Here is a 24,884-nt window from a genome sequence, read left to right as displayed (position 1 = left end):
TTTCCGCACTACTGCGATGCCGCTTGCGTATGGCCGCTAACCTCGCAGCCGGCATCGGGTTCGATGCCGATAAAGTAGAGCATGGAGATCAGTACCAACGCCGCGACAAGCAGAAACGCGACCCGGAAGTCAGCGAGCGAAAGCTGCGCGTGGCCGCCATGTATCAGGACTGCAGCATGCAGCGCGATCGCACCGAATGCGATGCCTAGACCGATGGTCATCTGCTGGACCATGCTGAAAAACGTGCTCGCCGAACTCATCCGCGCCGACGGCACGTCCGCGAATGCGAGCGTGTTGATGCTGGTGAACTGCATCGATCGGCATAGCCCGCCGATCAGCAGCACCAGCATGATCAGCGTGCGTGGCGTGTCCGGCGAGAGTAGGGCGCACAGGGCGATGGTGGCGGCAGTGAGCAGGCCATTCACGATCATTACCTTGCGAAAACCAAAGCGCTTGAGAATGGGCGTGGTGACGGTCTTCATGGCCAGATTGCCGGCCGCGTAAGCGAGCACGAGCAAACCGGCGGCGAACGCGTTCAGCCCGAAACCGAGTTGGAAGAACAGCGGCAACAGGAAGGGCGAAACGCTGACCGAGACGACATACAACGAACCTCCTTCGAGGGTCAAGCGAAAGGTCGGGATTCGCCACGGCGCAAGATCGATCAGCGGATGTTCGGCACGCCGGAAATGCCGTACCGCAAAGGCCGCGGCGACCATGCCACCCGTCAGGGCCGCGACCGTGATGTGCCAGTCGCCATATGGTTGTCCAACGAGTTCCATGCCATACATGAGGCAGGTTAGCGCGACTCCGCTAAGCACGAATCCGGGCACATCGAACGGCCGGCCGCTCGATTCGCGGTAGTTCGGAATGAACGTGGCGGTCAGCACCAGACCCAGCAGACCGATCGGTACGTTCAGCAAAAAGATCCACCGCCAGCTGAAATAGGTCGATATAAAGCCGCCCAGCGCTGGACCCAGCACCGGTGCGGCCAACCCGGGCCAGGTAATGTAGGCGATCGAGCGCATCAGATGACGCTTCTCAGTGCTGCGCAGCACCGCGAGCCGGCCTACCGGCACCATCATTGCACCGCCGAGTCCCTGCAGGATCCGCGCGAGTGTGAATTCGACGAGACCGTTGCTGAGTCCGCAAAGTATCGAGGCGCCCGTGAACACGACGATGGCGCTACCGAACACAGAGCGTTGCCCAAAGCGATCCGCCACCCAGCCGCTGATCGGGATGAAAACCGCGAGCGCGAGCAGATAGGCGGTCATGCCGATACTCAACCTCACTGGAGTGACGCCGAACGTAGCGGCCATGTGGGGCAGCGCCGTCGCAATCACCGTAGCGTCGAGGTTCTCCATGAAATAGGCACTGGCGACGATCAACGCAATGACGACCGATTGACGGCTTGACAAAGACATGAGCGGAGAACCGATACGGGTTGAGTGGCAGACTCGCAAACGCCTTGGCGCGGGTGTTTGCCGATGCCGGCAGTCACAGATGAAGCTCGCTTCGCGATGGCACTGAGATAGTGCATGGCTAGACCGGGAGCATGGCGACACCGGTTCATGCTTGCGGACGATGTACTCTATCAAATCATAAGTCGTCATGTGAAGACGTATTTGAAAAGCCGGTTCACAAGGGAGGGGCATGAAGGCAGGGATGGCGCCGATCAAACGGCCGATAAAAAACGCCACATCGCGATTTCCCTTACAAACAGGCAAATACACCAGCTTGCATGCTGGATCGACGTCGAGACTGTTCATGGAAATTTAGTCGTCAATTGACGATTTAATTTATCGGCGATATCCTCGTTGCCAATGCGATGGCTGAAGCAGTAGCTATCCCACGGGGTGAACAGCGCCGCGCACGCGGCTGGAGCGACTCATGAGCAGCGTCAAGCGAATCGGGAATGGCCGTCGTCGATTGCCTCGGTTATCGGCGGGCGGGGCTGTCGCGGGTTGCCTGTCATCGCCCGGAATCGCAGCCTGAGTGCGCAGGCGCAACGCGTATGAAGCCCACCGCATTTTCGTATCACCGGCCGAGCACGCTCGACGACGCGCTGTCGCTGCTCGCTCTTCACGGTTTTGACGCCAAGCTGATCGCCGGAGGACAAAGCCTCGCGCCGATGATGAATATGCGCTTCGCGCAACCGGCGCACCTGGTCGATCTGAATGCGCTGCCTCAACTCAAGGGCGTCACGCTTGAACCCGATACGCTAGCGGTCGGCGCAATGACGCGCCATCACGAGCTGGCCACCAGCAACACAGTGCGCGCTGCTTGCCCGCTACCGGCTGAAGCGGCGGCGACGATCGGACATTACGCGATCCGACAGCGCGGGACGCTCGGCGGCAGTCTCGCGCATGCGGACCCCGCGGCGCAATTACCGCTCATTGCGAGCACGCCAGGCGCAAGGTTTGACGCCGGGCCTTGAATTTCACCTGACTTACGACCCTCCGGCCATGACCTATTCGAATGCGGCTCATGGATGCGAGATCGAGGTGGACGTCTTGACCGGCGCCATCCGTATCGCGCGTTACGTCGTCGCCGAAAACTGCGGCACGCTGCTCAATCCCACCGTGGTGGAAGGGCAGCAGCATGGCGCCGTGGCGATGGGACTGTCGGGCGCGCTGTTCGAGCAGATGCGTTACGACGACTCGGGACAGAACGTGACCGGCTCACTCGCCGACTACCTGATCGCTACTTCAACTGAATTGCCCAACTTCGAGATCATCCCGCTGCATACGCCTGGCAAGTCGACGGCGGCCGGCATCAAGGGGATGGCCGAAGGCGGGGTGATGGGAGCGATCGGCGCATTGACCAACGCGGTCAATGATGCGCTGGCGCCATTTGGCGTCGTTGCCGACCGTCATCCACTGACTCCCATGCTATTGCGCGACTTGCTGCGCGACAAACTCTGAAGGGACCAACCATCATGAATCAATCTACAGGCAAACCCGCGATTGGCTTTATCGGCCTTGGCATCATGGGTTTCTCGATGGCCTCGCGGCTCGCCGCCGCCGGCTATCCGCTGCATGTCTATAACCGTACGCGTGCGAAGGCTGAGCCGCTCATCGAGGCCGGCGCGACATGGCAAGCGACCCCGCGGGCGCTCGCCGAAGTATCGGACGTCGTGTTCACGATTGTCGGCACCCCCGCGGACGTCCGCACACTATATCTGGGCGACGACGGTCTGATCGCGCATGCGCGGCGCGATGCGGTGCTGGTCGACATGACGACGTCGAGTCCAAAACTGGCCGAAGAGTTGGCCGCGCACGCCGCTGAGCGCGGGGTGCACATGCTGGATGCGCCGGTATCGGGCGGCGACATCGGTGCGCGCGAAGGGCGCCTGTCGATCATGGTCGGCGGCGCAAGCGCTGTGCTCGCACGCGTGGAACCGATGTTGCGCTGCCTCGGCACCAACATCGCCCTGCAAGGCGGCCCGGGTGCGGGTCAGCACACGAAGCTGTGCAATCAGATCGTCATTGCATCGACGATGATGGGCGTGTGCGAAGGGCTCGCCTATGCGCACAGCGCCGGGCTGGATGCCGACACCGTATTGAGCGCGATTGGCGGAGGTGCGGCGGGTGGATTCCAGCTGAACAACCTGGGGCCGCGCATTGCCAAGGGCGATTTTGCGCCCGGTTTCTTCATCGAGCATTTCATCAAGGACATGCGGATTGCGCACGAGGAAGCGGGGAGCATGGGACGTGAATTGCCGGGTCTGGAACTGGTGCGCGTAATGTACCAGGAGTTGGCCGAGCGGGGCTGCGCGCGCAACGGCACGCAGGCGCTGTTCAAACTCTACGAGCGCTGAGCGGCGGCGATGAAGCTGACAGATCAAACCATCCTGCCCGTGCCCCCTGAAGCCGCATGGCGTGCATTGAACGATCCCGTAGTACTCGAAGCATGCCTGCCTGGCTGCAAAGCGCTGAAGAGGCTCGACGACCTGCATTTCGAATCGACCGTGCAGATTCGCGTTGGCCGCGATGGCGGCGACCTTCAAAAGCAACGTCGAATTGTCCGATCTCGATCCGCCCAGGGCCTATACGATTGCCGGTATGGGCAGTGCAGGTGTGCTGGGCTTTCCCAAAGTCACTGCGCGCCTGCAGCTTGGAGCGCAAGGCAATACGACCGTGCTGGTGTACGACGCTGACGTCGAGATTGGCGGGAAGCTGATGAGCGTGGGTTCGCGCCTGATTCAGTCCGCCGCGAGCAAGAATCTCGACGAGTTCTTCAGCGCGCTGAAGGCGCATGTCGAAAGCCATGCGGTCTGACGGCGGTGTGCTGCGAGAGAGTACCGATCGAAACAGAGGGAATCATGTTGGTAGAAATGCGTACATATCAGATTACGGCGGGAAAGACAGGCGAGTTCCTGGACATCTACGAGCGCGAAGGGCTCGGCATCATCAGTCAGTACGCCCGCCTCAAGGGTTGCGGGACGAAGGACTCAGGCACGCTGAACTCGATCGTGTTCTGCTGGGGCTACGAGGACTACGCGCATCGGGCAGCGCAGCGCGCGAAACTCGCAGCCGATCCGCGCTGGCAAGCTTTCACGCCGCGCATCCTGCCGTATCTCGTCCATCAGGAATCGGTGTTTCTGTCGCCAGTGCCGTTTTGCCCAATGGACTGAGGTGAGTGACGAATTTCCCGGCCGCGCGACCTATCGACGTACCTGCCGTTTGGCGATCTGCTTGTGAGGTGGCGGGCTGACGTTTTATGACGTATCAGAAAGGACTATTGATGACACACTTTACTTTCACTCCCGGAGCCGTCGCCGTCGTGACAGGCGGCGCTGCCGGCATTGGACTCGCCTCGGCGAAGCGGTTCGCGCAGCTCGGGCTTCGCGTGTGCATTGCGGATCTGGGTGAGGACCGCCTGGCGCACGCGAAGCAGGCGATTGCCAGCGTGGCTGCTGAAGGCGCGAAGGATGTACTGGCCGTCGAGACGGACGTCAGCCGCCTCGAAGACCTGGTCCGCCTCGAAGCAGCCGTTCGGGATCGCTTCGGCGGCACGGATATCCTCATGAACAATGCGGGGATTCAACCGGGTAGCGCCATGTTCGGCGCGGCTGCTAACTGGGAGCGGGTGCTCGACGTCAACCTGTGGGGTGTCATCCGTGGCACTCAGACCTTCGTGCCCGCGATGATCGCGCGCGGACGCCCGGGCCTCGTCATTAACACCGGTTCGAAGCAGGGCATCACGACGCCGCCCGGCGACCCGGCTTATAACGTGTCCAAGGCCGGCCTGAAGGCGTTTACCGAAGCACTGCAGCACGAGTTGCGCAATACGCCGGGCTGCCGGATCAGCGCGCATTTGCTGATTCCTGGCTTTGTGTTTACGGAGCTTGCCGCTCAAGGTCGTACCGAGAAACCGGGCGCTGCCTGGACGCCCGAGCAGACTGTCGATTTCATGATCGAGCGACTGGGTGCCGGCGATTTCTACATTCTGTGCCCCGACAACGATGTGCCTCGCTCCCTCGACGAGCGACGCATCCTTTGGGCTGCGGGAGACATTGTAGAGAATCGCCCGGCGCTATCGCGTTGGCATCCGGACTACGAGCAGGCGTTCGCAGCGTATATCCGGAAGAACGACTGACTTGCCCGCCCCGCAAATCGTAAGTGGAAGATGGGAGATGGTAGAGATTCCAAGGTGGCGACAGAGCGAAACCTATCCCGATCCGTCGGTGGAGGTCCTCGATCCGTGCTTTCTGAAATATCGCATTACCAATGCCGCAGTGGAGCGCCTTGCGACTGGAATGCGCTTTGGTGAAGGGCCCGTGTGGTTCGGCGACGGCGAGCACGGCGCGCCGGATGGCTTTCGCTGCGACACCGACGGCAACCTGTGGGCCGGCTAGGGTACAGGACCGACGTTGAACGGCGTGATGGTGTTCGCACCGGACGGCGAGGCCATCGGCCGCATCGCGCTGCCTGAACGCTGTGCGAACCTGTGCTTTGGCGGCGCTGCGCACAACCGCCTGTTCATGGCCGCCGGCCAGTCGCTCTACGCGCTTTACGTGGATGCCAAGGCGGCCGTCCCAACATGAGCCAGTGTTGAGGCAGCCAGCTTCAGCATTGCGACTGCCCTCGATGCTCATCGACGATGAATGGCGTCCACTTGCGATGCCCGTGACCACCTCGTCAATCAAGAATCTGTTCGATCTGCCGCTCCATTACAACGTCTACTCCGCGCTCGATTGAAACTCTCGGTGTTTGTTGTCGGTCGCTGTCATGGTCTTGTCATTCCGGTCGGGTGAAATGAATTCGCAGTCGTGCATGGTAGAGCGCGGACCGTGATGAAGCCATCACGGTCGTGCTCGCGGAATCGGCCGGGTGGATCTTTCCCTAAACATCTAGACGTTTAGACGAAAGTGCGGCCAGCAACCGCTTTCTGGGCCGGCAGGAAACGCCCATGAAGCACGAGCGTCGCTTTCTGCCGGGCGGAGCGCCGAGATCGCAAACGCAACAACACGACTCATCGCGTCGAATCACGACCAACGCTGCGTCGTACAGCAGCACGCTAAAGCCGACACACATACGGAGCATGTCGATGCTGATCAGGAACGCTCGCGTCGTCACGCGGGACGAGGAATTTACGGGAACCTTGCGGATTGAAAACGGCGTCATTGTCGACCTTGAACGGGGCACGACGTCGGCGGCCGAAGCCGAAGACTGGAACGGTGACTATCTGTTGCCGGGCCTGGTCGAACTACACACAGACAATCTCGAGAAGCATCTGGCGCCGCGGCCGGGCGTGAGATGGAATATCGACGCGGCGTTGGTGATTCATGACGCACAGGTGGCCGCGGCGGGCATCACAACCGTATTCGATTCGCTCAGGATCGGCGCGCGTTCGGACGTCGACATGCACAGCCGGGATCTTCAGACGCAGTGCGTGGAGGCACTCGCGCGCCTGTCCGCGTGCGAGTTGCTGCGTGCCGAGCATTTCCTCCACCTGCGCTGCGAAATCGCCGCCCCCGACGTCGTGAATGTATTCGATTCACTGTGCACGCATCCATTGCTGCGGCTCGCTTCGGTGATGGATCACACGCCGGGCCAGCGCCAATGGCACGATCGGGATCAATGGCGTCGCTGGCAGGAACGGCACGGCAAATTGACCGACGAACACTTCGCCGCCGTGATTGCTGAGCTTTCAGACGGACAGGAACGTTTCGCCGACCGGCACCGTCGCGAGATCGTTGCGCGCTGCATGGAGCTCGGCGTGCCGGTGGCGAGCCACGACGACACCGTAATCGAGCATGTTGAACAGGCAGCGGCCGAAGGCATCGTCCTGGCGGAATTCCCAACCACCCGCATCGCCGCGCAAGCCGCACGCGAACACGGCATCGCTACGATTATGGGCGCGCCCAACGTCGTAAGAGGCGGATCGCACTCGGGCAACGTCTCGGCAATCGAACTTGCGCAAGCCGGACTGCTCGACATCCTGTCCTCGGACTACGTGCCCTCGAGCCTGTTGACCGCCGCCTTCGAACTGGTCGGCAAGGCCGGCTGGACGCTGCCGCGCGCGATGGCAACGGTATCCGCGCAACCCGCGCGCGCAGTGGGGTTGGACGACCGCGGCGCGATCGCCCCCGGTTTGCGTGCCGATTTTGTGCGCGTGCGGATGCACGATGCGCTGCCTGTCCCCCGCGCGACGTATCGGGCAGGCGAACGCGTCGTCTGATGGACGGAACAAAGCAATCCGTTGTTGAATCGCCTGGCATGTACGAAACATAAATTGAGGAAAATATGAAGGTCTCCAAAATTCTATCTGCCGCGGCTCTGGCCGTGAGTTTTGTCTCCGTTACGGCACATGCAGCTGGTACGTGTCCGAACGATGGCGTGGTTCGCTTTGGTGTCGAACCATACGAATCGGCCCAGCGCATGCTGCCGGTCTATACGGATCTCGCCAGGATGATCGGCGACAAGCTTGGCTGCACGGTGCAACTTTACGTCGCAACCAGCTATAACGCCGAGATCGAGGCAATGCGCAACAACAAGCTCGAATTCGGCGAATTCGGTCCCCTCGGCTACGTGCTCGCGCACCAGGTCGCGCACGCTGAAGCCGTCGCCACGTTCGCCGGCGAGCAGGGCAAGCCGGCCACTTACTACGCCTCCATCGTCACGTGGCCCGGCTCGGGCATCAAGACGCTGGGCGATACCAAGGGTCGCTCGTTCGCTTACGCCGATCCGGCGTCGACGTCCGGCCATCTGTTTCCCGCCTTCGGACTGAGCAAGAACGGCATCGATCCGGACAAGGGCGTAAAAGCGGTCTACGCGGGCAGCCACACGGCGTCGTTCGAGGCGCTGCGCAACCACAAGGTCGAAGCGGGCGAGCTGAACAGCGAAGAAATCGCCAGCGCCAAGCTACACAACGAATTCGATCCTGCGGCTTACGTGACGCTGTGGAAATCGGAACCGATTCCGCTCGACCCGCTGGCCGTGCGCGGAGACTTGCCGGCGGATTTCAAGGCCCGTCTGGCCAGTGTGCTGAGTTCGCTCGATCTACGCCAATTACCGGAAGCCGATCAGAAGTTCCTGGCATCGAACCAGAACCCGGAACTGAAGACGGTGCCGCAAACGGATGCTGCTTATAACCAGATCCGCGATCTGGTTTCGACTCTTCACATCGACCTGGCAAAACTGTGAGCACTCTGTCCAGCACCTCGGGTGGCGTCCCGATAGATTCGGCGAGCCGGTTTTCAGCCGGCGTGTCGAGCCTACCCGGAGCAGCACTCCATACGACGCGTGGGCCCGGCGTAAAGCTGGCTGTCCGTGATCTGACGATGCGTTACGCAAATGGCCACACTGCGCTGCGCGGCATGAATGTGTCGGTCCACGCCGGTGAGCTGGTCGTGGTGCTGGGCAGCAATGGCAGCGGCAAGTCGACCTTCATGAAGTGCGTGGTCGGACTGAATCGGCCGACCGCCGGGTCGGTCGAGGTGGCTGGGCGCGATCTCGCCGCACTGTCGGGCAAAGCTTTGCGTGAGGCGCGTCTGCCGCTTGCGTTGATCTCGCAGAACGCCAATCTCGTGAAGCGGCGCAGCGTGCTGGCGAACGTCTGCTGCGGCGCGCTCGGCCGACACCGGACGCTGGCAACCGCGCTGGGTCGGGTGCCTCGCGAGGAGATCGATCCGGCGCTGTCCTATCTGGACGAGGTCGGCTTGCTGCATCTGGCGCGCCAGCGCGCCGGCACGCTTTCGGGCGGACAGGCGCAGCGCGTGGCGGTGGCCCGTGCGCTGGCCCAACGTCCTCACGTCTTGCTCGCCGATGAGCCGGTCGCCAGTCTGGACCCCGAAGCGGCTGACGAAGTCATGCGGCTGCTGCGCCGCCTCGCCGACGAGGACGGTCTCGCGGTGGTGTGCGTACTGCACCAGCCCGAACTGGCGACGCGATATGCCGACAGACTGATCGGTCTGCGCGGCGGCCTGCTTGAATTCGATCGGACGGCGTCGGCCGTCTCCCGTCAACAGATCGCGAGCCTTTATTTGGCCGAGACGTCATGAGCAAGGTTCTTGAAATGCGTGCATCGACGGGCTCGTCGAGCAGCCGGACCATCTGGTCGGTGTGTGCCGCCGTCGTGCTGTTCGCGCTGTTTGTGCAGGCGTGGATCGTCGTCCAGGCCCGTCCGCAGGATCTGGTTACCGGTGCCCACGGTATGGTCGACATCATTTCGCGCGCCTTGCCGCCGGCGTTCGATCAGTTCGTCCCGAACTTGTGGCCGGTTCTCGAAACGATTGACCTGGCGATTTTCGGCACGGTGTTCGGGGTGCTGCTCGCCTTTCCGCTGTCGATTCTGGCGGCCGCGAATGTCACACCGGCGCTGCCCCTGTACTACGCCGCGCGCGCGCTGATCGGCGTCACCCGGGCAGTGCCCGATCTGGTCTGGGCACTGTTGTTCGTCACGGCGGTCGGGCTGGGGCCGTTTCCGGGCGCACTTGCGCTTGCGGTCCATTCGGTCGGCATGCTTGGGCGGCTGTTCGCGGAAGTAATCGAAGACATGGATATGGGCCCCGTCGAAGCGTTGACGCTGACCGGTGCAGGGCGCCTGCAGGTGTTAAGCCATGCTGTCGTGCCGGGCGTGTTGCCCTCGCTGCTCGGCATTGGGCTGTTCCGCTTCGACGAAAACCTGCGCTCGTCGCTCGTGCTCGGCTTTGTTGGAGCAGGGGGAATCGGCTTCCAGTTGCTGACTGCAATGAACCTGTTCCAGTACCAGACGGTGTCGTTCCTGTTGATCGCCACCTTCGTCCTGGTCGTCTGTGCCGAACGCGTTTCCGCTTACCTGCGCAGCCGTGTCACCTGAACGCGGGCCGCTCACCTGCGTCGCCGTCGCTCTACATGCCCTGGCGCGATCGTCATGGGAAGTGCGCAGCCCGCGGCCCAGGGTTCTCTCCTTATCATTGAAGCACGAGAATTGATATGTTGATCAATCATGGCGTCGGCGTCGATCCGTGGGCGCTCGGTCGCGTTCTGTCGGAGCATCCGGAAATCCATCCAACGGCGGTAGTTCGCGCCAGCGACTTTGGCCGTTACACCTATCTCGGTCCGCGCAGCCATGTCGCCGAATCCGTCATCGGCGACTACGGCTATGCGATGGGTGACAATCAGATCGCCCACGCACTCATTGGCAAGTTCGCCAATATCGCCACCGGCGTACGCATCAACCCGCCCAATCATCCTTCGTGGCGTGCGACCCACCATCACTTTACCTATCGCTCCCGATCGTACGGATTGTCTCTCGACGACGACGCTGACATCTTCCAGTGGCGGGCCCAGGAGCCAGTCGAGGTGGGTCACGACGTGTGGCTCGGCCACGATGCCATCGTCATGCCCGGCGTGACGATCGGCACTGGCGCCGCGGTCGGCTCAGGAGCCGTTGTGACCAAGGACGTACCGCCGTTCGCCATCGTCGTCGGGGTGCCGGCGCGGGTGCTGCGTTTTCGCGTCGACGCGCGCACCTCGGAGCGCATGCAGCAGATAGCCTGGTGGGACTGGAGCGCCGAGCGCATTGACGCGGCATTGGCCGATTTTCGTGGGCTCACGGCGGCCGAGTTCGTGGAGAAGTACGACGGTAAAAGTGCATGAATGGCCAAGCGGCCGTTTCTCCGCGGCGGGCGGAGCCTTGCACGGCCCTAATGGTGCGTTGCCCAGACGAGGGTGCCAACTGTCGTCGCTTCAATCACCTGGTCTCGACGTGCCCGTCTCTATGGATGTGTCACGTGGAATTCCCGGGTTAGATCCTTCAAATTAACGGAACAGTCTCAAATGGAATATCGCCAACTTGGCCGCTGCGGCCTCAAGGTTTCGACGCTGACGCTTGGGACGATGCTGTTCGGCGATCCGACCGACGAAGCAACCGCGGCACGCATCGTCGACCAGGCGCATGAACAAGGCGTCAACTCGATCGATACCGCCGACGTCTACGCTGGCGGTGAATCGGAGCGTGTCGTCGGGCGTTGCATCGCCGCCCGGCGCGATCGCTGGGTGCTGGCGACCAAGCTTGCCAGTCCCTTCGGCGATGGTGACGTCAATGCGCGCGGCGCGTCGCGCAAACACATGGTGCGAGCGGTTGAGGCCAGCCTCAAGCGCCTGAAGACGGACTATATCGATCTGCTTTACCTCCACGCTGAAGATCACGACACGCCGGTCGATGAAACGGTGCGCGCGCTAAATGATCTGGTCCAGGCCGGCAAATTGCGCTACTACGGCCTGTCGAACCATCGCGCATGGAAGATCGCCGAATTCAGTCATACCGCCCAGGCACTGGGTCTCGCTGCCCCGGTAGCCAGTCAGCCGCTCTACAACCTCGCGAATCGGCAGGCCGAGGCCGAACAGCTGACAGCCGCGCACCGTTACGGCCTCGGCGTGATTTCGTACAGCCCACTCGCTCGCGGCGTGCTGACCGGCAAATACGAATTGGGCGTGACGCCCGCGGCCGATACGCGTGCAGGGCGCGGCGACCGCCGCTTGCAGCAGGCCGAATGGCGGCCCGAATCATTGGAGCTGGCACGGCGCGTTCGCGAGCATGCAGAGGCGCGTGGACTGAGTGCGGGACAATTCGCACTCGCGTGGGTGCTCAACAGCAGCTATATCAGTTCAACCATCGCCGGACCACGCACCGTGGCGCAATGGGACGATTATCTGCCAGCTTTGAGCTATCGCCTGAGCGCCGAAGACGAAGACTTCGTCGACTCGCTCGTCACTACGGGCCACCCTTCGACGCCCGGGTTCAATGATCCCAAGCATCTTTTCTTTGGGCGGATTCCCCGGCACGGTTCGTAAGCCGGACACGTACAAGAGAATTTCCAGAGTCGCGGCATTCCGAAGAGGTTCCGCCACATCGGACTGCTACGCATGCTATCGACAGCGTGCGCAACCGGGTCACCCTTCCGGTTGCGCCCTGTGCAGGCCTTCAATTTGCGCCCTGTGCCATCGTTGTCGCGACGAGTGCCCGCGTGGCAGCCACTTGGGCGAGTTCATCGCTCGACCATCCGCCGCCCAGCGCATGCAGCAGTTGCACGTTGGCACTTAGCTGGCGTGTCTGGATATCGAGCACGCTGCGTTGTGCTTCGAGTGCGACGGTCTGCGCCTGCACGACATCGAGGTAACCTACAGTGCCTTGGCGATATTGGCGCAACGCCAGATCGACCGAGTACTGCGCGGCATTCGCGGCATCCTTTTGCTCGCCAAGCGCGGTGCCGAGATACGACAGCAGCGCAAGGTTGTCTTCGACCTGCTGGAATGCCGACAGAACCACGCTGCGGTAGCGGTCTCCGGCTTCCTCGGTTGCCGCCTTCGCGGCATCGAGCTGCGCATGACGGTAGCCGCCGTCGAAGACGTATTGCACGAGCTGCGGGCCGATCGCCCAGAACAGATTGGGCGCGCTAACCAGTCCAGCATAGGCGGCGCTTTGCACACCACCCTGCAAGCTCAGCGTGATGTCCGGGAAATATGCCGCGCGCGCGACGCCAATCTTTGCGTTAGCCTCGGCAACCCGGCGTTCCGCTGCTGCGACGTCGGGGCGACGTTGCAGCAGCGTCGAGGGCAGGCCGGTTGGAATCGCCGGCAACGCGATGGCGGCGGTCTGCTGCGGCAGGCTGAATTCGGACGCGGAAGTGCCGACCAACACGGCAATCGCGTGTTCGATGAGCGCTCGTTGCGCGAGATTCTGCGACAACTGGGACTTCGCCGACGACAATTGCGTTTGAGCCCGCGAAACGTCGAGGCCCGCCACGATGCCGCTGCCATGCAGCGTCTGCGTGAGTTGCAGCGCTTTCGCATACGCCATGACCGTCTCGTTCAGCAGCTCGGTCTGCTGGTCGAGGCCCCGCAAACCGATGTAATTGTCTGCGAGTGCCACTTGCAGGGCCAGTTTCACCGAAGCCAGATCGGCTTTGGTCGCCTGAGCCTCATCCTTGCCGGCCACCACGGAGTCACGCACGCGGCCCCACAGGTCGAGGTCGTAATTGACTTCGGCGCCGAGCGTGACGGAGTTGTAGTCGTTCGGGCCGCCCACGCGCAACGGCCGGTCGTCGGACTGGCGAACGCGCTGCGGCACGGCGCTTGCGCTGATGGTCGGATACAGTCCCGACGCGACCTGCGCGACGAAAGCCTGCGCTTGCGCATAGTGCGCGTACGCGGCGCGCAGATCGGTGTTGTTTGCCAGTAGACGCGCTTCGAGATCGTCGAGTTGCGCGTCGCCATATATTTTCCACCAGCCGTTACGGTCTATCCGGTCGGCAGGCTGAGCGGCGGTCCAGGGACCAACGGTTTTGTATTGCGCCGCTATCGGCGCCGAAGGCAGCTGATATTGCGGCGCGAGCGAGCAGGCGGATAGCGCCAGAACGCCCGTTAAAATCGCGACAAGTCCAGGCTTAACCATGTGCGGTCGCCTTCCTGTCAGTGGCCGGCGCAACCTGCACGCCGTCGCCGTCGGCGAGTCCATCGGGCGGCGTATCGATCACGCGATCGTTGGCGGCGAGTCCCGAGCCGATCTCCACCGAGTCGCCCAGATCGCGGTCGATCTTCACCTGCTTGAACAGTACGTGACCGTTCGCACCGAGCGTGGCGACCACGACGCCGCGGCTATCGAACACGAGCGCGCTAGCTGGGACCCGAAGTGAATCGGCGGACGCGGGCAACGTGAATTTCAGGCTGGCGAAACCGCCCGGCAGCAGCTTGCCGTTGGCATTGTCGACCAGCAACTGCACCAGCGTCGTTCCCGAACTGGAATTGACGGAGTCTGCCGCTGCTATCACGCGCGCGGTGAAATGCTGGTCGGAGTACTCGGGAACGGTCAGGGTCGCGGTCGTGCCATCGTGGATCGCGGGAGCGTAGTTCTGCGGTACCTCAACATACACACGCAATTGCTTGACCTCGGAGACCGCGAACAGCTCCTGGCCGACGCCACCGCTACCGGCGTTCACCAGCGCGCCGACGTCGGTGTCGCGCGCGGTCACCACGCCGTCGAACGGCGCGACGATCCGCGCGAAGGCCTTCGTAGCGACGAGGCGATCGACGTTGGCCTTCGCGGCCGCCACGATCGCCTCCTTCGCGGTGTAATCAGCAGTGCGTTGGTCGACGTCCTGCTGGGCCACGGAATCGGTGCCTCTTAGCGCCTCCCAGCGCTTCGCCGTCGTACCCGCTACGACGGCATTCGCCTGCGCGCTCTGCAGATCGGCGCGTGCCTGAAGGAGCTGCTGGTCAAGCTCGGGTGTTTCGATTTCGGCGAGCACTTGACCCGCCTTGACCGGCGCGCCGATATCGACGCTCCATGATTTCAGGTAGCCGCTGACCTGCGCGAAAATCGGCGCCCGCGTGAACGCTTCGAGCCGGCCGGGCAGTTGCAGTGAAGGTCCGTTGGGGTCGCGCATGGGCTGGATCAGATTGACTGTCGGTACGGCCTGAGCCTCCGTCCAGGTTTTCAGCTTGCGGGCGTCGACGGCTCGCAGCGCGACACCGCCAACGACGATGCCTAAGGCGACCAGCAGGCCGATCACACCCGCAACCCGAAGCGGACGGCGCGATGGCGTATTAGTGGGAAAAGCGGATTCAGACGACATGTGCAGGATCTCCCGGGACGGATGCTGGGGTCGCCGCGCGCCCTGGGCGCGCGTGAACAATACAGAAGATGACGGGGACCAGGAACAGCGAAGCCGTGGTGGCAAACATCAAACCGCCGATCACGGCGCGGCCGAGCGGCGCGTTTTGCTCACCGCCCTCGCCGAGAGCGAGCGCCATCGGCGCCATGCCGATCATCATGGATAGCGCGGTCATGAGCACCGGGCGAAAGCGCGTAAAGCCCGCTTCGAGCGCCGCCTTGAACGGATCGCCATGGACGGCAAGACGTTCGCGGCAGAAGCTGACGACCAGAATCGAATTGGCAGTCGCCACCCCCATGCACATGATCGCGCCAGTGAGTGCGGGTACGGAGAGCGTCGTGTGCGTCGCGAACAGCATCCAGACGATACCCGCCAACGCCGCCGGCAATGCGCTCACAATCACGAACGGATCGGCCCACGACTGGAAGTTGACGACGATCAGCAGATAGATCAGCACCACTGCGCCAAGCAGGCCGAACAACATGCCGGCAAAGGCGCTGTTCATCGTCTGCACCTGACCCAGCAGCGCGATGCTCGAGCCCTTCGGCAAGGTGCTGGCGTTCTGGTGCACGACGCGCTGGATATCGGCCGACACCGCGCCGAGGTCGCGGTCCTGGGTGGTCGCGAAGATCTCGACCATGGGCTGGATGTTGTATTGGCTGACGACTTCGTTGCTGGTGGTGCGATCGACCGTTGCCAGACCGCCGAGGATCTGGGCGGTGCCTCCACCGCTGGCGGTGATCGGCAGATTTTGCAATGCTGCTAGTGAATCGAGACTGTATTGCGGCGTTTGCATCACGATCGGATACGACACGCCGTTCGCGTTGTTCAGCCAGTACGTGGGCGCAACCTGGCTCGAACCTGCGAGGTTCACCACCATACTGTTCGTCACGTCGCGCTCGGTGATGCCGAGTAACTGTGCACGCGTGCGGTCGACATCGACGTTGAAGGTGGGGTTGCCGTGCGACTGCGCGATCCGTGCATCGACCACGCCGGGCACGTCGCGGACCGCGCGCAGCAGACGGTCTGCATACGCATAGTTGGCGTTCAGGTTGTTGCCGCGGATCTGCAGGTCGATCGGCGCCGGCGAGCCGAAGTTAAGGATCTGACCGATGATGTCCGCCGGTGGAAAAGAGAACGTGACTCCAGGGAATTCGCGCGGCAATCGTTCACGCATGATGCGGACATACTCGTCGGTCGGACGATGCCCTTCGTTCAGCGCAATCTGGATGTCGCCGTCCTGCGAACCGACCGTCCCGGTGTTGTTGTACGCGGTATTGATGCCGCTGACCGGCAGACCCATATTGTCGACCACCGTGCCGAGATCGGATGGCGGGATGATCTGCCGGATTGCGCCTTCGACATTCGCGAATATCTGCGCGGTCTTTTCGACGCGAACCCCGACTGGTGCGCGCACATGCATCAGGATCTGCCCGGCATCGACCGCCGGAAAGAAGTCGCGGCCGAGCAAGGGCGCGAGGGCGAACGAGAGCGCGACGAAGCCGAGGAAGCAACTGACGAACGGACGCCGATGGTTCAGCGCGAGTTCGAGTAACCCGCGATACACGCCACGCACCGTTTCAAAGCGTGCTTCGAAGCCGCGCTGGAAGCGTCCGAGCGGACCCGGACGCTGCGCCTCATCGGCATGCTCACCCTGCGCATGCGGTTTCAGCAGGTATTTGGCCATTGTCGGCACGAGGGTTCTCGAGAGGATGAACGACGAGATCATCGCGAAAATGACGGCCTCCGCCATCGGCACGAACAGGAAGCGCGCCACGCCGTTCAGGAAGAACATCGGCACGAACACGATGCAGATGCACAGAAGAGAAACGAACGCGGGTGTGACGATCTGCGCGGCGCCATCGAGGATAGCGGTCTCCACCTCCTTGCCGTGCTCGAGATGCCAGTTGATGTTCTCGATCGTCACGGTCGCATCGTCGACAAGAATCCCCACCGCTAACGCGAGACCGCCGAGCGTCATGATGTTCAAGGTTTCGCCCAGTGCGGAGAGCGTGGCTATCGAGCCAAGGATGGCCAGTGGGATCGAGGTTGCGATGATGATCGTCGAACGCCAGCTGCCGAGGAACAGCAGAATCATCAGGCTGGTGAGCACGGCAGCGATCACGCCTTCGCGTGCCACACCGGTGATGGCTGCGCGCACGAAGATCGACTGGTCGCCGATCGGCTCGACATTCAGGTTATCGGGCCACGATGCTTTCCCGTTGGCGATTTGCTGTTTGATGCCGGAGATGATCCCGAGCGTCGAAACCGAACCGTTCTTGAGTACCGACATCAGCACCGAACGCCGGCCGTTCACGTGAACGATATTGGTTTGCGGCGGACTGCCGTCGCGAACATTCGCAATGTCACGAATCGCGACCGTCGTGCCATTGACCGCCTTGACCGGTAGATCGCCCAAGGTCTTGATTTCCGAGGGCGCGTTGTTGAGTTGCAGCGTGTATTCGTAGTCGCCGATCTTTTCCGTGCCGACCGGCGTGATCAGGTTCTGACCCGCCAGGGCATTGGCGACGTCCTGCGCGGATAAGCCGCGCGCCTGCAGTGCCGCAGGATCAATGTCAATCTGCACCTGGCGTGTCTTGCCGCCGAAAGGGTAGGGAACCGACGCACCGGCGACAGTCGTGAGAACGGGACGCACCGCATTCAGACCGAGGTCGCCCAGCTTCTGCTCGGACAGCCCCTTGCCGGATAGCGCCAACTGGATGATCGGTACGGTCGACGCGTTGTAATTGAGGATCAGCGGCGGCGTAGTGCCCGCGGGCAACTGCCGCAACTGAGTTTGCGCGACCGCGGTCACTTGCGCGTTCGCCGTGCTGATATTCACGCCCGGCTGGAAGAAGATCTTGATGATCCCAAAGCCGGCGACCGATTCCGCCTCGATGTGTTCGACATCGTTCACGGTGGTAGTCAGCGTGCGTTCGAACGGCGACGTGATCCGACCGACCATCTGGTCCGGCGGCAGCCCCGTGTATTGCCACACCACGCTGATCACCGGGATTCTGATATCGGGAAAAATGTCGGTGGGCGTCTTCATCGCGGACAGTGGCCCGATGATGAGGATGAAGATCGCGAGGACGACGAAAGTGTAGGGGCGTCGGAGCGCGACACGAACTAGACCGAGCATGAGAATTCCAGGGCTTGGAGGAAACGTAAGAGCATCTTGGAGCGATCTAGCGCGATGTACGGCCGACCTCGGCCGCAGTTCTGAAGCCTGACACACTCATAAAACACGGTTGAGCCAGCGACATGTTTGGCTGTGACGGATGGCGCAACGTTTGAGAGGGCCATCGAGGGTTCTCGTGGCTCGTTTCAGACGGCATTCAAAGGGTTGGCTGCTTTCTAAAGGCGAGGTCTTCGCGTTACTGCCGTATCGTTCAGGATGATCGTCACTTACCTTTCGGTGAAGATCGCTTTAGGTGGAGAGTCAAGCGACGATTCACGGATGACATGCACATGAAGGTGCATCAGTGACCAAAGTAGATCGAGTGAGTACCTGCGGGCGTCGACGGCGCACCCGACTGCGAGGAGCCGTTCATTGACACTCCGCCGACTGCCATGCTGCTCGGCGTTGTGGCATCCTGCGCGTGAATACGCGCCTCTGCAGCCTGAATATCGGTTGGATAGTGCAAGTCATTGGCGCTCGGGCGATACCCGGCCTGTTCGACTTGCACCAGGTCCGCGCGCACTTCGGCGCGCGTCAGCGGGGCAGTGACGTCCTGTGCAAAGGAGACTGCGGGGACGACGAGCGCGCTTGCAACCAACGCTGCATAGATCAGAGTCTTCATGGTGAATTACCTCTCAAGTTAATTGTGGTCAGCTTCAAGCACGATGAATGAAGCATGGGGTCTCGCCGCGCCACCGCCGCGAGGATGAGTAAGCTCTATTGTCCGCAGATGAGGTGACGCGAGGCTGACCTCTGCATGACGCCGCTGCCATGTTCAGATAGGCAAGAGCGTGCTGAGCGTCGCGACGTAGTGACGGATCGAATCGCTGACGAGTCACGTCGGAAGTACGGTCTGAACTCGATGAGGCTCTATCGGCAAACGTACGCAAACGCGGCTATGATTTCACGCGGCGATCGGCGCCGAAACAGAAAAGGAGAAGTACCCGGATGATCCATGTCATTGCCACAATCACTGCACAGCCCGGTCAACGCGAAGCCGTGCTGGCACTTTTCAACAAGAACCGGCCGGCGGTGTTGGCCGAAGAGGGGTGCATCAGCTACGAGGCCGTCATCGATGTACCTGAGTTCGGGGCGATTCAGACACCGCTCGGCAAGGACACGTTCGCTGTCATCGAGCGCTGGGAAAGCGCGGAAGCGTTGAGGGCGCACGGGGCCTCCGCGCATATGGCCGAATATGGACACGATACGCGCCCGTTGCTCGTGAGCCGCGTCATCAACGTGCTTCAGGCTTGCTAAAGAGAGCGTTCGTGGCGGCCCGCCATCGGCTGGGCGGGATTCGATGCCAAAGCGGGCGCCGTCACGCCGACACCCATCACGATGCCTCCGTGGCAACGCGGACATGGACGAACATCCGGTTCCAGGTTAGTTGGCAGCAGCAAGGACGACGCTCGCTTCGCAACGGCTGAGATAATGCGAGGGTCACGCAGGGCAGCGCGGGACTGCCGCCCACACCCGGGGCGTATACTTTATCAAAACGTAAATCGTCATGTGATGATAACAGCTATAATCCGAGAGCGTAGGGAGCTATGAAGACCAAAGGGACTATCGAGAAGCCGAGCCGTGGAACCGGCGCCGACCGCGTGGCGGTCAAGCGGCCGATGAAAAAAGCGCCGCAGCGTTTGCCGCGCGCCGAGCGTCAGGCGCGCGTGCTGGAGAAGGCCGCGGAATATTTCGCGGAGCATGGTCTCGGCGCACAGACCCGCGCCATCGCGCAAGCCTGCGGCGTATCGCAACGCTTGTTATATAGCCTGTTCCCGAGCAAGGCCGCCTTGATTGATGAAGTCTACAAGCGGGAAGTCGTCGGAATCTTCGACGCAATCTGGTTTGTTCAATTGCAAGACCGAAGTGTGCCGATTGAAAGCCGACTCAACCGCTTTTATTGCGAGTACTATGACACGCTCCTGACGCGCCGCTGGCTGAGGCTCTTCCTTTATTCGTCGCTCGAGGGCCTGCACACCGCGCCGGCCTATACGAACGCGATCGTCAGCCATGCGCTCGAGATCATCGTCACGGAGACCGCGTATGAACTGGGTCTACGCATGCCCGCCGACCCGACTCAACTGGGCGAAGTGGGTTGGCTGTTACATGGCGCCGTGTCTCATCTGGCGATTCGCCGCCGCATCTATTCGAATGAAAACAGCATCCCCGCCGCAGCGGTGATTGCCATGCACGTGCGCGCCTTCCTGACGAGCCTGCCGAGCCTGCTGCCTGCGCTATAAACGCATTGCGAGTCGGCGCCGGGCGGCTCGCCGGTGTTATCGCTGCGATCGTCCGAGTCGTCTCCAGCGCAACTCGTCAGGTGACGATATAATCCTGCGAAATTGAGCTGCGTTGCCGCGCAGGCGCCGATGCAGTCGCCGACATGAGTCACGCGATTGCCGCCGGCAATGCCGATCTTGGCGCGCACCGAGCTCCAGGCCAGCGCGCTCGAGCAGGCCACCGGCGCACTCAAGGAATTCGACGCGAGCGTGGCCACCAACGCTGCGAACGCGGGACACGCGGACGAGCTTGCCAGGCACGCCTCGGAAACGGCTGGGGAAGGCGGCATGGCGGTCGGCCGGGTGGTGGAGACGATGCATGGGATACGGGCGTCGTCGGCGCGCATCGCGGAGATCATCTCGGTCATCGACGGGATCGCGTTCCAGACCAACATCCTCGCGCTGAATGCGGCGGTCGAGGCCGCGCGGGCAGGTAGCCAGGGACGTGGTTTTGCCGTGGTGGCCGGCGAGGTCAGAGTCCTCGCGCAACGTAGCGCGGAAGCGGCGAAGGAAGTCAGGCAACTGATCGTGGCGAGCGACGCTCGCGTGAAAGACGGCGCTACCCAGGTCGATGACGCGGGCTCGACCATCACCGCGGTCGTGGGTTCGTCGGCGCGCGTCACGGGCATCATGAGCGAAATCCATGACGCGTGTCAGCAGCAAACGCTTCAGATCGGCGAGGTCCGCGAGATGATCGCAAGCCTGGAGCACAGCACGCAACAGAACGTCGCGCTCGTCCAGCAATCGGGCGCCGCCGTGGACGCCTTGAACCGGCAAGCACGAAACCTCCTTGGAGCGGTCAATCTTTTCTCCGTTGGGTCCGAACGCGGCTCGGAACTGAAATCGCCCAACCCACAGCAGCGCGATGCCACTGCGCGCAACCCGGCGCTTTCGCTCGCCAGCAGCTACTCGTGAGCGCGTGGCGGCATAACCCGATCTTCAATTCAATCGAAATCGTCCGCGCTGCAGGCGCGCGGACATCGATACGTTTCTGTCGGCTGTAAAGGCGTATTTCGCTCGCGGCTGATGTCCGTGCGATGCCGGTTTTTTCATCGCGTGTTGACATGGCGCGTTCGGGTCGGACAATAATCTCAGCCCCGACACTCGCCAACTCAGGTTCCAAGCGTGAACGACATCACCGGCATTCCCCCCTCGCGGGCTGATCATGTCTATGTCAGCGTCCGCGAAGATATCTTCGATATGCGCCTGCTGCCCGGCGACCGCGTGACGGAAGGCAGCATCGCCGAGCGCTTCGGCGTGTCCCGCACGCCTGCGCGCGAGGCCTTGCAGCGCCTGCAAAGTGACGGCCTGATGCGCGGCTATGTGCGCGGCGGCTGGGAAGTCGTGCCGGTCGATTTCAAGCGCTTCGAAGACCTGTACGAAATGCGCAGCTGATTGAAACCTTTGCGGTCTCGAAGCTTGCGAGTGCCGAAGGAGAGCTTTCCGAAGGCGTCGCACAGATGCTCGGTCAGCTTGAACAAATCTGGAAGATCCCGCCTGCTCACCGTCGGCGTGACGGCCGCGAGATGGTCGCGCTCGACGAAGCATTTCATCACGCCCTCGTGCAGGCCGCCGATAACGCCGAGCTGACCAATGCGATGCAGCGCGTGACCGATCGCATCCGGGTCGTGCGGCGGCTCGATCTCGTGTATGGCGACTGCATCGACGAAACTTACGACGAACATGTCGCGATCCTCGATGCGATTCGTTGTCGCGAAACGGATCGTAGCGTTGCGTTGATCGCGCGCCATATCGAGGGTAGCCGCGTTGCGGTGCGCACCTTGACGGGCGAGCGCCTGCAACGCGCACGCACTGCAATGGGGCCGAATGCGGTCCCCTATGCACCACCCAGGTTGCGGGGCACCAAGTAGCGACATCGCCGCGCGTACCGAGCCGTGCGAAACCTATCTGGCGCGCATGAGCGGGCGACTCGCGTGCTGGCATGCTTCTCGCGTTAGTGATCGACGATCTGCAGTCCGAGAAGCATTATTAGTCCGAGCGGACCGCGTGAGTTGGAAGCACTATGCCGCCGGATTTTTCGACGAAAACGCGCGGATCCCGCCTGGTTTCTTGACCGCCGGCTCGTTCCTGCTCCGGTGGACGCTAGACCGATAAGCTGGTTGTGGCAAAGGCGACGCGACTCTGGTCATGCAGATTCCCGACCATAACGGTTTGCGGCTTCGACAGTGGGATCTTCGCCGCACGTAATCGCTTGAGGATTTCGAACAGCAGATCGCTCTTGATATCCCCCGTGATCCGGGGGCTGCGGACATAACCGGTGACGCTCAGCGTAATGCTGTCGGGCGTCAGTTGACTGAACCTGACGGATGGCGCCGGATGGTCGAGAATCGACGGGTGCGCCTGACAGGCACGCAGCAGAAGATCGCGAACCTGTTCAAGATCGGTGTCCAGGCTTACCCCGAGATGGACGGCAAGATAGGGATCTGCGTCAATCCGGCAAGCGCCCAGAATGGAGGTGCAGCAGTTTCCAGCCGCCCTCGCGTTTGACCCAGATTTCAGTTATGAGCGCGCGAATGTTGAGCTCAGATCCATCGGTCCTGCGCACCAGCGATTGCTCGAGATGGCCCGTCGTGATCACGGTGTCTGGCAGGAACCTATACGCGAGCGGTTGCGGACGCACGATTTGACGCACCTTGATCTTCTCGGTAAGGAAGGACAGATACTCCGACTTGCCATGAACGTAGCCAGCTGAATGGACGAACGTCAGGTCGTCGTCGAGTAGCGACGCGAGTTTGAGCAGGTCTCCAGCCACCGTGGCGTCGCAGCGCTGTTGTTCCAACGCCTCGACGGCGGCCTGAATGGACGCATCTTTCATCGTAAATCTCCCGAAAATACTGCATGGATACCTCTTGTCGGAGACGGTGCCGGCCGCGTCGTGGCTCGATTCGGCTCAACGCAACAGTTCGCCGCTCAGTCCATCTGTATTCGAAGGCGACCCGGCCCGAGACTTTCCCGTCGGCAACCCATAGCTCGCAAGCAGCGCGACCGTGCATGCGGCGATGACATACCAGGCTGGCGCTGCCAAGGAGCCGGTCATGCGAATCAGCATGGTCGCCAGCAAGGGCGCAAAGCCGCTGAATACGACAACGGCCAGGTTGTAAGCCAGCGCGATTCCGCTGAATCTGACCTGGACAGGGAATTGGTCGGCGAGCACCGACGCCCATGTCCCGCTTGCCAGTGAAAAAACCAGGCCGGCAAGCACAAACAGCACCACCGGATTGACGGTGTGACTCGCCAGCGCTTCATAGAACGGGTAGCTCAATGCGATCAGCAGCGCCGCTGACGCTCGAAGCAGGTACCGGCGTGGAATCTTGTCCCCGAGCCAGCCTGCGGCGAGGAGGCCGAGGGAACTGACGATCAGATAAGCGTTCTGGGCAATTGCCGCGGTCCGTGGTGCATAGTGCAACTGCTGGACGAGGTAGGCGGGCATGTGGCCATAAAGTATGCCGTTGACGCCGGCCATCACGGCGATCGCCAGTGCCCCCGTCACGACCGCTTTGCCATGACGTCGCAAGGTCTCGCGAAACGGCTGTTTGACGACAGCTCCTTGCATCTTCTTGAACTCGGGCGACTCGTCCAGATTACGGCGCATCAGGTAGGAAGCGATCCCGCAAACGCCGCCGAAAAGAAACGCGATCCTCCAGCCATACGCCGCCGCGTCCGTGGCGGACAGGTAGGTCTGGATGCCGAGGTTGACGAATGTGGCCAGCAAAACACCCAGGTTCACCGCGCAGATAATAATGCCCGCGGCGAGCCCCGCCCGATGCGGCGCGGCTTCCACTGCATAGGTAATCGCGCCGGGCATTTCTCCGCCGACGCAAAAACCCTGAAGCATGCGCAGCAGGATCAACAGGATCGATGCGGTCATGCCCCAGCTCTGAAAGTTGGGCAGCAGACCAAGACAGATCGTCGCGGTCGTGACCACAATGATTGAGCCGAGAAACACTGGACGCCGGCCATACCGGTCGCCCCAGCTACTGAGCACAATTCCGCCGAGCGGTCGGATCACGTACCCGATTGCGAGCACGGAGAAAGTAGCCAGCATGCTGACCAGCGATGACGAGTTCGGGAAAAACTGGGCCGCGATGTTATGGGCAAAAAAGCCGTAGACGATGAAATCGTAAAACTCCAGCGAGCCGCCAAGGCTTGCGATGAGAATCATCTTCCACTGCGACCGGGACAAGCCGGATGGCTGTGAACGGTCGGCGCCGCCGACCGGGTTGTGGGATATTCCCATGACTCCTCCAATTTGATTATCGGATGCTTTGTCCGATGGTCTACGTGCGTCGACCGCGAGACATCT

At 61.9% G+C, this 24,884-nt stretch carries 22 protein-coding genes and 4 pseudogenes; 18 read left to right on the top strand and 8 right to left on the bottom strand.

Features of this window, described 5'->3' with window-relative positions:
• Positions 1 to 8 precede the first annotated feature (8 nt).
• The gene (locus tag OKW29_RS07935) at positions 9 to 1,421 is read right to left on the bottom strand and encodes a DHA2 family efflux MFS transporter permease subunit (RefSeq protein ID WP_429290759.1); all 1,413 of its coding nucleotides are present in this window, start codon (positions 1,419 to 1,421) and stop codon (positions 9 to 11) included.
• 590 nt (positions 1,422 to 2,011) lie between these two features.
• Between OKW29_RS07935 and OKW29_RS07930 the strand changes: the two genes are divergently transcribed.
• The 14 genes and pseudogenes from OKW29_RS07930 to OKW29_RS07865 all read left to right on the top strand — a co-directional run bounded on the left by OKW29_RS07930 (position 2,012) and on the right by OKW29_RS07865 (position 12,281).
• Positions 2,012 to 2,434, top strand: a complete 423-nt coding sequence (locus OKW29_RS07930) for an FAD binding domain-containing protein (RefSeq protein ID WP_429290601.1) — start codon at positions 2,012 to 2,014, stop codon at positions 2,432 to 2,434.
• Between the two features lie 28 nt (positions 2,435 to 2,462).
• A complete protein-coding gene (locus tag OKW29_RS07925; protein ID WP_429290600.1) occupies positions 2,463 to 2,921 on the top strand; it encodes a molybdopterin cofactor-binding domain-containing protein in 459 nt (152 codons plus the stop codon).
• 14 nt (positions 2,922 to 2,935) lie between these two features.
• A complete protein-coding gene (locus tag OKW29_RS07920) occupies positions 2,936 to 3,817 on the top strand; it encodes an NAD(P)-dependent oxidoreductase (RefSeq protein WP_429290599.1) in 882 nt (293 codons plus the stop codon).
• Between the two features lie 9 nt (positions 3,818 to 3,826).
• Positions 3,827 to 3,970, top strand: a pseudogene (locus tag OKW29_RS07915) (CoxG family protein); the annotation flags it as partial.
• A 19-nt stretch (positions 3,971 to 3,989) separates the two neighbouring features.
• A complete protein-coding gene (locus tag OKW29_RS07910) occupies positions 3,990 to 4,277 on the top strand; it encodes a CoxG family protein (protein WP_429290598.1) in 288 nt (95 codons plus the stop codon).
• A 44-nt stretch (positions 4,278 to 4,321) separates the two neighbouring features.
• The gene (locus OKW29_RS07905) at positions 4,322 to 4,633 is read left to right on the top strand and encodes an NIPSNAP family protein (RefSeq protein ID WP_429290597.1); all 312 of its coding nucleotides are present in this window, start codon (positions 4,322 to 4,324) and stop codon (positions 4,631 to 4,633) included.
• An 86-nt stretch (positions 4,634 to 4,719) separates the two neighbouring features.
• Positions 4,720 to 5,598, top strand: coding sequence for an SDR family NAD(P)-dependent oxidoreductase (locus OKW29_RS07900; RefSeq protein WP_429290596.1), 879 nt, complete (start codon positions 4,720 to 4,722; stop codon positions 5,596 to 5,598).
• Between the two features lie 202 nt (positions 5,599 to 5,800).
• Positions 5,801 to 6,046 (top strand): annotated as a pseudogene (locus OKW29_RS07895) (SMP-30/gluconolactonase/LRE family protein); the annotation flags it as partial.
• Between the two features lie 503 nt (positions 6,047 to 6,549).
• Entirely contained in the window at positions 6,550 to 7,683 is a 1,134-nt protein-coding gene (locus OKW29_RS07890; RefSeq protein WP_429290595.1) for an alpha-D-ribose 1-methylphosphonate 5-triphosphate diphosphatase, read from the top strand.
• Between the two features lie 65 nt (positions 7,684 to 7,748).
• Entirely contained in the window at positions 7,749 to 8,648 is a 900-nt protein-coding gene (locus OKW29_RS07885; protein WP_429290594.1) for a phosphate/phosphite/phosphonate ABC transporter substrate-binding protein, read from the top strand.
• Between the two features lie 173 nt (positions 8,649 to 8,821).
• A complete protein-coding gene (locus OKW29_RS07880) occupies positions 8,822 to 9,505 on the top strand; it encodes a phosphonate ABC transporter ATP-binding protein (RefSeq protein WP_429290593.1) in 684 nt (227 codons plus the stop codon).
• Positions 9,502 to 10,302 (top strand): phosphonate ABC transporter, permease protein PhnE, encoded by an 801-nt coding sequence (phnE, locus tag OKW29_RS07875; protein ID WP_184031376.1) that lies wholly within the window; start codon positions 9,502 to 9,504, stop codon positions 10,300 to 10,302. Before OKW29_RS07880 ends, phnE begins: the two co-directional genes overlap by 4 nt.
• A 116-nt stretch (positions 10,303 to 10,418) precedes the next feature.
• On the top strand, positions 10,419 to 11,084 hold the full coding sequence (locus OKW29_RS07870) for an acetyltransferase (protein ID WP_429290592.1): 666 nt from the start codon (positions 10,419 to 10,421) through the stop codon (positions 11,082 to 11,084).
• A 180-nt stretch (positions 11,085 to 11,264) separates the two neighbouring features.
• On the top strand, positions 11,265 to 12,281 hold the full coding sequence (locus OKW29_RS07865; protein WP_429290591.1) for an aldo/keto reductase: 1,017 nt from the start codon (positions 11,265 to 11,267) through the stop codon (positions 12,279 to 12,281).
• Between the two features lie 130 nt (positions 12,282 to 12,411).
• On the opposite strand, the gene OKW29_RS07860 is transcribed toward OKW29_RS07865, so the two are convergent.
• The 4 genes from OKW29_RS07860 to OKW29_RS07845 form a co-directional block, all read right to left on the bottom strand.
• Positions 12,412 to 13,881: an efflux transporter outer membrane subunit gene (locus OKW29_RS07860; protein ID WP_184062613.1), complete on the bottom strand. Its 1,470-nt coding sequence runs from the start codon at positions 13,879 to 13,881 to the stop codon at positions 12,412 to 12,414.
• Entirely contained in the window at positions 13,874 to 15,061 is a 1,188-nt protein-coding gene (locus OKW29_RS07855; RefSeq protein WP_429290590.1) for an efflux RND transporter periplasmic adaptor subunit, read from the bottom strand. The genes OKW29_RS07860 and OKW29_RS07855 overlap by 8 nt, the downstream gene beginning before the upstream one ends.
• Positions 15,051 to 18,242 (bottom strand): efflux RND transporter permease subunit, encoded by a 3,192-nt coding sequence (locus OKW29_RS07850; protein WP_429290589.1) that lies wholly within the window; start codon positions 18,240 to 18,242, stop codon positions 15,051 to 15,053. Before OKW29_RS07850 ends, OKW29_RS07855 begins: the two co-directional genes overlap by 11 nt.
• A 340-nt stretch (positions 18,243 to 18,582) precedes the next feature.
• Positions 18,583 to 18,903, bottom strand: a complete 321-nt coding sequence (locus OKW29_RS07845; protein WP_429290588.1) for a DUF4148 domain-containing protein — start codon at positions 18,901 to 18,903, stop codon at positions 18,583 to 18,585.
• Between the two features lie 326 nt (positions 18,904 to 19,229).
• On the opposite strand from OKW29_RS07845, the gene OKW29_RS07840 reads away from it, so the two are divergent.
• From OKW29_RS07840 to OKW29_RS07825, 4 genes and pseudogenes are all read left to right on the top strand, one after another.
• Positions 19,230 to 19,538: a putative quinol monooxygenase gene (locus OKW29_RS07840; protein WP_187630958.1), complete on the top strand. Its 309-nt coding sequence runs from the start codon at positions 19,230 to 19,232 to the stop codon at positions 19,536 to 19,538.
• Positions 19,539 to 19,921: 383 nt separating this feature from the next.
• A complete protein-coding gene (locus tag OKW29_RS07835; protein ID WP_429290587.1) occupies positions 19,922 to 20,521 on the top strand; it encodes a TetR/AcrR family transcriptional regulator in 600 nt (199 codons plus the stop codon).
• Between the two features lie 177 nt (positions 20,522 to 20,698).
• A complete protein-coding gene (locus tag OKW29_RS07830; protein WP_429290586.1) occupies positions 20,699 to 21,475 on the top strand; it encodes a methyl-accepting chemotaxis protein in 777 nt (258 codons plus the stop codon).
• Between the two features lie 210 nt (positions 21,476 to 21,685).
• Positions 21,686 to 22,431, top strand: a pseudogene (locus OKW29_RS07825) (GntR family transcriptional regulator).
• Between the two features lie 232 nt (positions 22,432 to 22,663).
• On the opposite strand, the pseudogene OKW29_RS07820 reads toward OKW29_RS07825, so the two are convergent.
• The 3 genes and pseudogenes from OKW29_RS07820 to OKW29_RS07810 form a co-directional block, all read right to left on the bottom strand.
• Positions 22,664 to 22,972, bottom strand: a pseudogene (locus OKW29_RS07820) (DUF3772 domain-containing protein); the annotation flags it as partial.
• Positions 22,973 to 23,009: 37 nt separating this feature from the next.
• Complete coding sequence (locus tag OKW29_RS07815; protein ID WP_184059839.1) at positions 23,010 to 23,396, bottom strand: nuclear transport factor 2 family protein; 387 nt, start codon at positions 23,394 to 23,396, stop codon at positions 23,010 to 23,012.
• 75 nt (positions 23,397 to 23,471) lie between these two features.
• Complete coding sequence (locus OKW29_RS07810; protein WP_429290585.1) at positions 23,472 to 24,818, bottom strand: MFS transporter; 1,347 nt, start codon at positions 24,816 to 24,818, stop codon at positions 23,472 to 23,474.
• Positions 24,819 to 24,884: the final 66 nt, after the last annotated feature.

The sequence above is a fragment of the Paraburkholderia sp. CI3 genome (assembly GCF_050436505.1).
GTDB classification, from domain to species: Bacteria; Pseudomonadota; Gammaproteobacteria; order Burkholderiales; family Burkholderiaceae; genus Paraburkholderia; species Paraburkholderia tuberum.
This window is presented reverse-complemented; position numbering and strand designations above follow the sequence as displayed.